Genomic DNA, 11,991 nt, shown 5'->3' with positions numbered 1-11,991 from the left:
GTCGACTCCGCCGGCGCGACGATGACGATGCTCCAGACCCCGGACGCCAAGGTTGCGGTCGATATCGTCTCCGATGGCGCCAAGGAGCACTACCCGAAGCTCCGCATCCAGTTCAGCCAACCGCAGGACTGGAGCCGGTACATGCGGATGCGCCTGAAGATGCGGGTGACCTCCGACAACGCCGAGATTCGCAGCAAGCAGGCCTTGGTCGTGTTCTACGACGAGAAGACCCGTCGCGAGGACCTCGCAGACCACCCGATGACGCAGCAGGGAATCTGGCACTCGGCGCCTCCCGGCAAATGGGTCGAGTATACCGACTGGCTGCTGGGGATCAAGCGCACCGCCATACGCCAGGTCGACATCTATCTGTATGACGCTGCCCCGGCCAAGCCCCACAACTATCGCTGGGAGTTCGCCAAGATCGACCTTGAGGGCGCCGGTGAGAAGGCCACGGTGTTCGATACCGAGGTCTACGACGGCAACAAGCTGAGCGGCCGGAAGACCTCGCCCGCGGCGAAGGTGGCGACCGACGACGGCCTTGAGCTGACCCTTGGCACCGGCGGCGATGTGAACGCCGTGTCCCTCGACGGCCGGGTGGTTGGCGCTGCGACGGCACAGCCTTCGGGGCTCCTGGTACGTGATGTGGCTGCCGGTGGACTGCCGACGATGGTGGGTGGCCAGATACAGCAGAAGGGGAACGAGGTGCAGCAGTCGGCTCGCATGACCGATCTTGGCCTTGGGGTTGACGCCACCTATCGCAGCCACGGCGGGTACCTGGAGATCGCAGGCAGAGTTACGGACCTTACCGGCAAGGACCGCGCCGTGACGGTGTACTTCGCGGTCCCGGCAGCGCCTGATGCGTGGACGTGGTGGGACAGCATCGCCGCTTCGCGAACCGGGACCGACCCGGTGGGCGAGTTCGCGAGCCTTGAGACGGGCCGTGCCTGGGGTCTCAACGGTGCACACTCGCGGTATCCCCTGGGCGCCATCACACGCGGCCTTCAGGCATCCTCCGGCGCACAGCCCTCACCGACTCCCGAAGCCGCCGCTGGACTCTCGCTGGCCATCCGGATGGATGAGCCGGTCTCGCACCGCATCGCCTACAACCCTTCGCTCAACCTGTTCTATGTTGCGCTGGACTTCGGCCTCGTGCCCGAGAAGCGCATCGACGGGTCTTCCCTGGCGACGGTTCCCTTCCGGGTGCTGCTGTATCGTCACGATCCGGCCTGGGGCTTCCGCTCGGCCCTGCAGCGCTACTACGGCTTCTTCCCCGAGTTCTTCACCCGGCGTGTTTCTCCCGCCAAGGAGGGTGGCTGGTTCGTGTGGGGCAAGATGCAGGACATGCCGGGTGCGCTCGATGCCGGTTTTGGCTTCCACTGGGGCCCCAGCGGCTCGGAGGCCGTGAAGTGGGACAACGCCCACGGTCCGCTGGCTCTCCTGTACATAGAGCCCGAGTACTTGCAGTTGACGATGGGCGACTTCAAGGACCATCCGACACCGGAGCAGTGCATCGACCGACTGCGGAAGCTCGCTGCCGGTGACGAGGCCGAGATGGCGAAGACCGAGAAGCTCAGCTACGCGAAGGGCTACGCACCGGGCCTATGGGTGAAGGAGCACTCCCTGCGTCAGTCTCTGCAGAGCATCGCACAGGCCGCCGTCAACTCGGGCTACTACGACATCGATGGCAATCTGTACAGCAGAATCGGCCAGTACTCCTGGATGGGGGAGAGCAAGTGGGGCAACATCTTCCCGTGCAACCTCGACCCGACGATACCCAACGGGAAGGGCCGCTTCAACAGTGACGTGTACCTCGCTACCGGCCTGCGCGAGATGGAGGCAGCAGGCGGGAAGTTCGACGGCATCGGCCTCGACTCACTGGGCGGCTATGGCCAGGAGCGGGCCAACTACCGCCGCGAGCACTTCAAGTATGGATCGATCCCGCTGACCTTCTCGAACCTTGAGCATGTCCCGGTACAGGCGGCGAACTTCACGACCCTGGAGTGGATGCGCGAACTCGCCCAGGACATGCACTCACGCGGCAAGGTCCTCATGGCGAACTGCTCCTGGGGCAGCACCAGCACACCGGCGTGGCTGACCTTCGCCGGCGTGTACCTCGATATCTTCGGCGCCGAAGCCACGCAGTTCGGTGATCCCGACTTCATGCGCGCGATCGCCTATCGCAAGCCTTGCACCGACCTGCCCTATGATCCGCGTCCGGACTGGGAGGTCGCGTGGCATCTGCTGCACGGCATCTACCCCGGCCATGGCAATAAGGTCGAGGTCATGCAGCGCTACGCCAATCTCCTGCGACAGATGTCGGCCGCGGGCTGGGAACCGATCACGCTGGCGCAGGCCTCGGTTGCCACGCCTCAGGCCGCGCAGGAGAAGGACGCCCTGAGCAAGGCAATCCGGATCGAGCGCTTCGGTGCGGGCAAGACCGTCTACCTCTCCTTGCACAACCCCAACAAGGCCGCCGCGAAGACGAAGGTCAAGATCGATGCCGCTGCGCTTGGGATGAAGACTTGCACCGCAACCCAGGCGCCGACAGGAGAGACAGTGCCCATCGACAAGGACAGCTTTGAGCTGAACCTGGATCCGCAGGGCACAGTGGTGGTTGTGCTCAAAGCAGGATAGACAGCGAGGTCCGCGTTCCCCTGTGCAGAAGCCGACAACCCCGCCGAGCGCGGGGTTGTCGCCTATCCCTAGCCGGGTGCGCGTGCCCTTACCCTCTCCGGAGGGCGTCAGCAGATGCCTCATGGGACAGGAACCGGGGTGGTGCTTGCCGAACAACGCCGGCGGTGCTGTCGCCCGATGGATAGACGCAGCTATGGGAGGGGACAGGGATGCGATGTATTGGTCGGCTGGGCCTGATGGTGGGATGCCTGGTCATGTTGGCCGTAGTGTCCGAAGCGCAGACAGCGGGAGGCGGACGCATGGTCATCGAGAACGTGGACCACTACCGCGTGATGGAGCCGTGCTGCGAAGGTGTGCGGGTCGTGCTCAAGGCCCTCGGGGATGAGTACACGCCGGCGTACCTCCAGGGCATCTCGGGTGCGGCCTTCCGCATCGCGGGCATCTGCCCCTGTGCACCGACGTCCTCCTCGGGCGGCCCGTGGCCGACCGCCCTCCTCAAGAGGCTCGGGTACGAGTACACGGAGCAGCACCTGGCCGACGACGCCAAGGACCCGAAGCTGGGTCCGAACACCCTGGCGATGATTGCGAAGGTGAAGGACAGTATACGCGCCGGGCGTCCGGTCCTGGTCTGGCACGCCTTCACGTCGGCCGAGTGGGATGTGGTGGCGGGCTATGATGACGTCGAGGGCGTGTTTCTCGGCCGGGGCTCCTACGCCGGTCTGGAGGGCTACGCGAAGGCCAAACAGGACCGTGCGCGAGAGGCCGTGAACATCTGTCCGGCTTTCGGTGCGATCTTCGTGGGCGAGAGGACAGGGAAGTTCGATGCGCATGCCGCCGAGATCGCTGCTGTGAAGGAAGCGGTGCGCCACGCTCACGACCAGCTCAATGTGGACAAGCTCGGTGGTGGGAAGTGGGTGATGCTGGAGGGCCTCAGGGCCTACGACCGCTGGGCCGAGAAGTTCAAGGACCCGGGCGCTCAGCGCGAGCTGGGAGACGCGTACTGCTTTGGCATCTACCGCTCGACGCACCGTGCTGCCGGCCAGTTCCTGCGACAGATCGCCCCGCACTTCCCCGAGGCAGACGAGGTGTTGGTCCGCGCAGCGAGGGAGTTCAACGCAGAGGCGGTCACGCTGGACAAGGCCGAGGCGCTTGTGGGTTGGGATTCGCCTGCGCAGGACGCGGCGCGGAATGAGAAGCTGTGGCCGATCCTGAGCAAGGCACGTGATCACTATGCGGCGGGCATCGCGCTCCTTGAGCAGGCACTGCCGCTGATGAAGTGAGGGGAACGCCGCCGTCAGACGATGTGGCGACCTTGCGCTGAGGGTGGTCTTGGTCCGGCTGCCGGCCGACCCGTGAGGAGAAGGCAGGGCAACTGCAGGGCGTACAGATTCACCACGAACAGGAGACGACGATGGAGCTTGCATGCTGTGGTCTCGACTGCACGACCTGCAACGTGTACCAGGCGACCCTCGCGGGGGATCGCGACGCTCAGGCTCGGTGCATCGCCGAATGGCAGGCAACCGCGGAGGAGCATTGGGGCGGAGTGAAGCTGCAGCCGGAGGACATGGTCTGCCGCGGGTGCACCTGTGAGTCAGAGCCGGTGTTCATCGGCTGCCGCCGCTGCCCGATCCGTGGCTGCTGCCGGTCGCGAGGCTTCAAGACCTGTGCCGAGTGCGCGGAGTGGCCGACCTGCGGCCGCCTGTCCGGACTGCTCTCCGACGTCCCCGCCGCGAGGGAGAACCTGCAGCGGCTCTCGACCGGGGGATAGCGGCTGCTGACTCTCGGGCAAGGGCTTGGACTCCCCGGGCCTGACGGAGAGTGCCGTTCCTGGGTCCCGCGACTATGTGCATTGCTGACAACCACCAGGAGTGGGCGCGTGGTTCCGCATTACAACGGGCAGATCATGATGACGTACCGGTGCAGTGCGGCGTGCCGTCACTGTCTGGTGATGGCTGCGCCCGGGCAGGACGGGGCCCTGGTCAGCGTCGAGGCGGCAGTGCAGTATGGTCTCGACTTCGCCGCTCTTGGACGGGCCGTGCTGATTGCCGGAGGCGAGGCGCTCCTGTACTTCGAGCATGTGCTGGAGATGGTGCGAGCCCTGACCGCCGCGGGCGTTCCTGTCGCCTTCGTCGAGTCCAACGGCTCGTGGTGTACCTCCGACGACCTCACGCGGGAACGGCTCTCAAGGCTGCAGGAGGCCGGCGTGCAAGGCATGTACTTCAGCGTCGACCACTATCACCAGGAGTTCGTCCCGGCTGAACGGGTCTACCGTGGCGTGAGCATCGCCTGGGAGCTGTTCGGCCGCGAGAAGGTTCACCCCGAGGAACTGACCCTAACGCAGGCACAGGAGGGGGAGCGCCAGGGGATGGATGCCGGGACTGGCGGGCTCGTAGCGAGACCGGGCGTGCACTTCATCGGTCGTGCTGCTCTTGACCTGGCGCCTCTGGTCGAGCCGGTGCCGCTGGAGGCGCTGCTCGACCGGGATTGCACCAAGGACCTGGACGTCGATCATCTTCAGGAGATACAGGTCGACCCCTACGGGTTCGTTCGGCCGGATTGGTGCCCCGGCCTCAACCTCGGGAACACGAGGAACCACCGCGTCCGCGACCTATGCCGCACTCAGCATGTTCAGGACACGCCTCTCCTGCGTGAGATGGCTGCCCGAGGACCGGCGGCGCTTCTTCCGTTGGCGGGTCGTTTCGGCATCACGCCGCTGCCCGCCTACGCCTCGAAGTGCCATCTTTGCTTTGACCTGCGTCGGCAACTGGTCCAGTACATGCCCGAGGGCTTCGGGCCAAGACAGGTGTATGAGGTGGTGCCACGATGAGACGAGGCCTGCTCGCACTGGTGGCGGTCGGTCTTGCGGTCGTGCTTCTGGGAGCCTGTCACGAGGCTGTGAGTGAGGCAGTCGGGCCGACGATGCCGGAGGGTCCCGGTATCGCGGCTCGCTACCCGGGGGATGTGGGGCTATCCGGGGACCCGGTTGTGGTGATGGTCGAGGACTTCGAGGAGCCCTCAGTCAAGGCCCTCCAGGCGCGTTGGGAACAGGTTCAGGGCCGCCAGGAACTCTCGGCAGACTGCCCGCCGGGAAGTGGCGGCAAGCAGTCGTTACTGATGACCCACCTGGGGGGACAGGGCAACGGGTGCACGCTCTACCGGCGCCTGCCGCAGAGCTGCGACCAGCTCTTCTACCGCTTCTACGTGAAGTTCGATCCCGACTGCTTCCCCATCCACCACTTCTTCCACGTGGGGGGCTACGCACCGCCGACGCCCTGGGCACAGGGAGGAGCCGGTGAGCGCCCACGCGGGGACGAGAGGATCACCGTTGGCGTCGAGCCCTTCGGCGCGTCGTGGAAATGGAACTACTATGCCTACTGGATGGAGATGCGTGGGAGCCCGCCGCGCGGCCAGACCTGGGGCAACTGCTTCACCGACCCGCAGCAGCCCATTGCGGAGCGCGGGCAATGGCAGTGCATGGAGCTGATGATCAAGCTGAACAGCCCCGCCGGTGCCCACAACGGCGAGGTTGCGCTGTGGAAGAACGGTAAGCTCATCAGCCACCTTGGACCGGGCTACCCGCTGGGGAAGTGGACCTTCGACCACTTCCTGATCGGCCAGGGCGGGACCGGACTCCGCTGGAACGATGCTCTGGGTGACCGCGAGACCTTCAAGGTCGCCGAGGGAGGAGAGCCCTTCGAGGGGCTTCGGTGGCGGAGCACCGAGGACCTCAAGCTCAACTTCCTCTGGCTCCTGTTCTACATCACCGAGGCCCCGGCCGGTCATGTCAGCAAGGTCTGGTTCGACGATGTGGTGGTGGCGAAGCAGTACATTGGGCCGCTCGCGGGGCCACGTAACTGAGGTCGGCCCGAGCTCAGTGTCAAGCCTTTGCGTCCCCGAACCGCCTCTTGAAGACGGTCGCGATCTCCTTGTTGCGCAGGACGTCGAGGGCGCCGCAGACCTGGAGGCTGCGGCACCCCTTGTCGACCATCGTGCGTATCCCCAGATCGATCCGCGCCCCCTTCCTCACTGGGAACTGCCTCGGCCGGTCGTAGCAACCCGTCCTTCTGCCTCGCTCCTGTCGCACGTGGTACTCCTGGGCCGTTGCTGAGTGGTCTTTCCCGGTTCTGCCGGCCTTCGGTCTGGTGAAGTGGAGGCCCCTGCGGCTCAAAGGCGAACTACCCCCGGTCGGCACAGCCCAGGAAAGAGGACTTGTCCCATGGCGAGCACCAGACCGCGTGCCCGTGATCTTGGGATCCGCATCGGCGAACTGCAGCCCGGGCCTCTCAACGCCATCGTTGATGTGCCCGAGCTCGCGGTCGGCCACGTCTCGCTGATAGAGGGTCAGGGCCCGTTGGTGCAGGGAGAAGGGCCGGTGCGCACGGGCGTCACCGCCATCCTCCCGCACTCCGGGAACCTGTTCACGGAGAAAGTCTGCGCGGCGCTGGAGGTCATCAACGGCTTCGGCAAGTCTGTCGGCCTGCCTCAGGTGGCCGAACTGGGCAACCTCGAGACACCTATCGTCCTGACGAACACCTTGAGCGTCTGGGCCGCCGCCGATGCGCTGGTGGACTACGTGGCGGAGCAGAACCCGAGGGCCCGCTCCTTCAACCCGGTCGTGGGCGAGTGCAATGATGGTGGGCTCAATGACATTCTGGGGCGGCATGTGAAGGCTGAGCACGTGCGCCAGGCCCTGGAGGCGGCCTCGCGAGAGAACGTCGAAGAGGGCAACGTCGGGGCTGGAGTGGGCATGACGGGGTTCAACTGGAAGGCAGGGATCGGCACGGCGTCGCGGTTACTGTCTGGTGCGCTGGAAGGGTACCGTCTGGGTGCGCTGGTCCTCAACAACACCGGCAGCGCTCGCGACCTGCGAGTGGATGGTGTGCCGGTGGGGCGCCACCTACTTCCACCCGATCAGCCGCCACCTCCCGGCGGTTCGATCATCATCGTCCTGGCGACCGATGCTCCCCTTGAGTCCCGCCAACTGCACCGAGTCGCGAAGCGGGCGACCTTCGGTCTGGCACGAGCCGGCGGGATCGCCGACCATGGTAGCGGAGACTTCGTGCTTGCCTCCACCACCGGCAACCGGATTTCGGCGAAGGGTGAGCAGCGCCTCATGGGCAAGAGCCTTGTGGCCGAGACGGACCTTGGCGGGCTCTTCCGCGCGGCGATCGAGACGACCGAGGAGGCGATCCTCAACTCGCTCCTGCAAGCCGAGACGATGGTCGGCCGCGATGGCGTGGTGCGACCGGCTATCCCCATCGACGAGTTGCTGGAAGTGCTGCACAGATACGGAGCCGGGGCAACGGAGTGAGGCCGACTGCAATTGGCTCTCCGGCTGGCTGACGAGCTCGGTAGTTCGCATCTTCAGGACGCATCACGAGGAGTGTCCCATGAGCCTGGCAGGTGTCCTTCTGACCATCCTGTCCGCCACCTTCGCAGTCGCACAGGAGGCTGAGATGCCGCAAGTGCCCGAGAACCTGTATCGTGGTGAGTTAGTGTCCTTCGCAGGGCCCTGGGCCTTCAGTATCGGGAGGCCCTCCATCATCCTGGTCAATGACCAGGAGCTGGAAGAGCTGGCCGATCCCGACCGCGTGATGGACCTGAGCACAGGCTTCAACAAGAGGGAGGACAGCCTGCGCAAGATCTGCGAGCGAGCCAAAAGCGCCGGGCAGCGCACCCTCATCATCGCCTTCGACCACTTCTTCAGCCAATACAGGCCGGGGCAAAGCAAGCCTCGTAGCCTGACGCCGGACATGGACGAGTACATCCAGCGGATCGCAGCCATCGGCAAGTTCGCTGAAGGCTACGGTCTGGGCCTGGAACTGAGTCTGCTCAGCCCGCTGGAGATCGGGCCCGCCTACACCAAAGCAACGGGCGAGTCCGGCACCTGGATGCACTACCGCAAGGGCCTGCGCGATCCGGTCACAGGGGCCTTCAGCGTGCAGCTCTGGGAGCAGCTCAGGTGGGGGAATAACAAGGGAGTCATAGAGCCGCAGGAGGCGGGCATTCGCGTCTTCGCCTTCCACGAGCAGCCGGTCAGCGGGACTCCCTACCGGGTCATCGATCCGGCCTCGATCCGCGAGATCAGCGATGTGGCGAAGATCGAGCGCTGGGAGGATCGCGGGCAGCCCCGGCGTCGCGTCCGCATCTTCGGCGAAGGACACACGGACCTCGGCGACCTCGACCGCGTGCTGGTGGTGCTGCAGTACCGCACGCCGGAGATGGACTACTTCAGCCCCAAAGCCCTGCCCTTCCTGAACAACCTCGTGGACAAGTACACCGCGGCCGGCGTGAAGCTCAATGGTCTGTACTCGGATGAGATGCACATCCAGCAGGACTGGAGCTACTTCGGCCACCACGACAACGGGGAGTTCGCCCTGCGGTACGTGAGCGACGGCCTTGCCCGGCGCTATGCGGAGTTGTACGGTGCGGAGTTCGCGGACTTCGCCAAGTACCTGATCTACTTCGTGCACGGCCAGGAAGACTGCGCGACCGACCTCACGGCGAAACAAGGGGTCATGCACGTCTTCGGGGCCAGCCCGCGGGAGATCCGTCGGACCGCGCTGTTCCGTGCTCGCTACTACCACTTGCTCCAGGACGGCGTGGTGGACCTGTTCGTGCAGGCCAAGCGCCACGCCGAGCAGTGCATGGGGCACAAGCTCGAGGCTCGCGCGCATGCGACCTGGGCGGAGAGTCCGACCATCGACAAGTGGGAGACCGGTCGCGAGAACCACTTCGCCAGCGCCTATGACTACACGTCGAACTTCGTGTGGTCGAACACGGTGCATCAGGCTGCCTCGGCCTGCTACGACTACTTCAGGTGGGGCGACTTCCTGACGGGAAACGGCAACGACCATGCGGAGTGTGGTTGGCTGGACCGCGACTACGTGGGCCTGACCCTGGCCTGCTCGACGGGCATACTCAACGAGGTGCCCTACTCCTACGGTGCGCACTGGGGGATGCCGGGGGAGTTGGCCTACCGTCGCGGCCTCCTGGCCGGCGTCTACGGGACTGCGGGTGGCTACCTGGGAATGGTCCAGGAGACGCAGCACCGCGACGTGGACGTGCTCATGCTGTACCCGATGGACCTCGTCGCCGTCGATGAGCGCTTCGGGAGCTGGATGACCCAGTACGGCTACGCCAACCTCATCACCGCCGACAAGCTGCTGGAGCGTGGAAAGGTGGAGGGCAAGGCGGTAGTGGTTGCCGGTCGGCGCTTCACGACGCTGGTGGCGACCTTCGAGCCCTTCCCGTCGCGACGATTGCTGGACCTGATGCGGGAGTTCGCCGAGGCCGGTGGCCGCATCCTCTGGTCCGGGCCGCCGCCGGTTCTCACTGCCGAGGGCGAGGACGCACTCCCTGCCTGGCAGGAGCTCTTCGGCGTGAAGTATGAGCCAGGTCCGGACGAGGGTCGGCTCTCGCCCGGTCGTCAGGTGAGCTTCGAGGGCCCGCTGGCGAGCGTGGCGCCGCAGGTGATCCTGACCGACTTCCTGCCGGACCGCACCTACCCCGTCACGCCTGCGGAGGGTGTGGTGCCGGTCGCTCGCGTGAAGGGCCAGGTTGTGGGGACCGTGCGGACGCTGCCCGGTGGTGGAACGGCGACCTTCCTGGGCTACCGTCCGCGCGACGACCAGTCCGGGAGCCTGGGCTATGATGTGCGGAACTGGTTCGAGGTGCTGAGCGCTCTGGGGGCATACCCACCCAGTGGCCGCTTCGAGGGCGTGAACGACAACACGGAGGTCCTCTCTCGCACGGGACCGCAGTTGGTCTGCCGCTTCCCGAACGGAACGGTTGCGATCGCAAACCACCTGCGCGACGTGGAGGAAGACTGGCCCGGCGGCTTCTCGCGCAACGAGGAACAGGACCGCAAGTACCTGGAGCGCTGTCCCGCGCCGCCGCTGAGCTTGGAGCTGAAGGACCTCCATGTGAACGGCCACACGGTCAGCTACTCGGGCGTCGCGCCCCTGGCCTTCCGGGTCGACGATCAGGGCCGTCTGTTGGCCTTCGCGGGAAGCTGGGCCGACCGCGTGACGATTGACGGCCACGAGACGGTCTTCGCCGACAAGTCGCTCTCGCTGATCTCCTGGGCACCCGTTCCGGAGTCGCGACGTGTCCCAGGTGGCGCGATCCTCCAGGCGCGGATCCAGGGCGAAGGCGTGGTCCGCATCCCGGCCGTTGGCCTGCCTGAGAAGGTTGCCATGTTCGCCGAGGGCGCCACTCCGGGCAGTCGTGGAGAAGCCATCCCTTGTCGGCTGGAGAACGGCGCCCTGGTCTTCGCGACCACGGCCACCACGACGCATCGGTGGTTGTATGTAGTCGCGGCAGGGCAGTGATCGAGAACGCCGGGGCGAGAGAGGCAGTCGGCGGAGGTCTGATTGGCCGCAAGAGACAGTTCGCGGGAGGTACGGAAGATGACGGTCAATTGCGCACACAGGGGCGATCCGACCCATGCCCCGGAGTCCACACTGGCGTCCTTTGAGCGGGCGGTCGCCCTGGGCGCCCCGATGGTTGAGCTCGACGTGAACCTCACCGTCGACGGGCATCTGGTGGTCATGCATGACCCGACCGTCGACCGGTGCACCAACGGAAGCGGCACGATCGCTGAGATGACCTTCGAGCAGATCAGGGCGCTGGACGCCGGCAGTTGGTTCGGGCCCGAGTTTGCGGGGCAGAAGGTGCCGACCTTTGAGGAAGCTGCGGCGGCGCTCCCGGCTCCGATGTGGCTGAACATCCACCTGAAGACGAAGGACACGAGCGGAAGCCTCGGCTTCGAGCAGCGGTTCATGGACGCCTTCGCTGCCGCCGGGCTCAAGGGTAGGGCGCATATCGTCCACGACTACCTCGAGTCCCTGGATCGGGTCCGGACCATCGATCCTGAGGTGCCCTGCTGCTGGCTGCCGATGTGTCCGGATGGTTTTGAGTACCTTCGTCGGTCGAAGGCCGCGGGATTCACCATTCTGCAGCCGGACCGGAGCGTGATGTCGGCGGAGTTCTGCGCCGCGGTGCATGGGGCGGGGATGACGGCGAACGTGTTCTACGCGAACACCGAGGAGGACATGCGCCTCTACATCGGCTACGGCATCGACGGGATTCTGACCGACAACCCCTGTCTGCTGCAGGAGGTCCTCGCGGCGGGAGCTGCCTAGTCGGGACGCCCTTGGTATGCCTGCGGTGCTCTCGTGCTAGGGGGAAAGTGGCAGGACCCAAGGGCGTTGAGAGCGAACCCAGAGACACGGGGTGACTGACTTTGAGAGGTGGGCCTATCCTGGAGGGCGCCGTCAGCGGCGCCAAGCTCGATGCGGCGGCTACCTCCGGTGCCAGTGCTTCCCATGGGAGCTCAAGGCCCCTTCAGGAGGT

At 65.7% G+C, this 11,991-nt stretch carries 9 protein-coding genes; 8 read left to right on the top strand and 1 reads right to left on the bottom strand.

Annotated elements, in window-relative coordinates; all coding sequences use genetic code 11:
• From ABFE16_03825 to ABFE16_03805, 5 genes are all read left to right on the top strand, one after another.
• Positions 1 to 2,634 (top strand): hypothetical protein (locus ABFE16_03825; GenBank protein MEN6344406.1); only part of this gene is annotated, 2,634 nt, incomplete at its 5' end.
• Positions 2,635 to 2,843: 209 nt separating this feature from the next.
• Positions 2,844 to 3,914, top strand: coding sequence for a hypothetical protein (locus ABFE16_03820; protein MEN6344405.1), 1,071 nt, complete (start codon positions 2,844 to 2,846; stop codon positions 3,912 to 3,914).
• A gap of 131 nt (positions 3,915 to 4,045) precedes the next feature.
• On the top strand, positions 4,046 to 4,402 hold the full coding sequence (locus ABFE16_03815) for a DUF3795 domain-containing protein (protein ID MEN6344404.1): 357 nt from the start codon (positions 4,046 to 4,048) through the stop codon (positions 4,400 to 4,402).
• A gap of 108 nt (positions 4,403 to 4,510) precedes the next feature.
• Positions 4,511 to 5,461: a radical SAM protein gene (locus tag ABFE16_03810; protein ID MEN6344403.1), complete on the top strand. Its 951-nt coding sequence runs from the start codon at positions 4,511 to 4,513 to the stop codon at positions 5,459 to 5,461.
• Positions 5,458 to 6,492, top strand: coding sequence for a hypothetical protein (locus tag ABFE16_03805; protein MEN6344402.1), 1,035 nt, complete (start codon positions 5,458 to 5,460; stop codon positions 6,490 to 6,492). Before ABFE16_03810 ends, ABFE16_03805 begins: the two co-directional genes overlap by 4 nt.
• Positions 6,493 to 6,511: 19 nt before the next feature.
• Here the strand turns inward: ABFE16_03805 and ABFE16_03800 are convergent, their stop codons facing one another.
• A complete protein-coding gene (locus ABFE16_03800; GenBank protein MEN6344401.1) occupies positions 6,512 to 6,661 on the bottom strand; it encodes a hypothetical protein in 150 nt (49 codons plus the stop codon).
• Positions 6,662 to 6,850: 189 nt separating this feature from the next.
• Here ABFE16_03800 and ABFE16_03795 point away from each other — a divergent pair, with 189 nt between their 5' ends.
• The 3 genes from ABFE16_03795 to ABFE16_03785 all read left to right on the top strand — a co-directional run bounded on the left by ABFE16_03795 (position 6,851) and on the right by ABFE16_03785 (position 11,780).
• Complete coding sequence (locus ABFE16_03795) at positions 6,851 to 7,945, top strand: P1 family peptidase (protein MEN6344400.1); 1,095 nt, start codon at positions 6,851 to 6,853, stop codon at positions 7,943 to 7,945.
• A gap of 79 nt (positions 7,946 to 8,024) precedes the next feature.
• Positions 8,025 to 10,967 (top strand): hypothetical protein, encoded by a 2,943-nt coding sequence (locus ABFE16_03790; protein ID MEN6344399.1) that lies wholly within the window; start codon positions 8,025 to 8,027, stop codon positions 10,965 to 10,967.
• A 78-nt stretch (positions 10,968 to 11,045) separates the two neighbouring features.
• Positions 11,046 to 11,780: a glycerophosphodiester phosphodiesterase family protein gene (locus ABFE16_03785; GenBank protein MEN6344398.1), complete on the top strand. Its 735-nt coding sequence runs from the start codon at positions 11,046 to 11,048 to the stop codon at positions 11,778 to 11,780.
• The last annotated feature ends 211 nt before the right edge of the window (positions 11,781 to 11,991 follow it).

The sequence above is a fragment of the Armatimonadia bacterium genome (assembly GCA_039679385.1).
Taxonomy (GTDB): domain Bacteria; phylum Armatimonadota; class Zipacnadia; order Zipacnadales; family JABUFB01; genus JAJFTQ01.
This window is presented reverse-complemented; position numbering and strand designations above follow the sequence as displayed.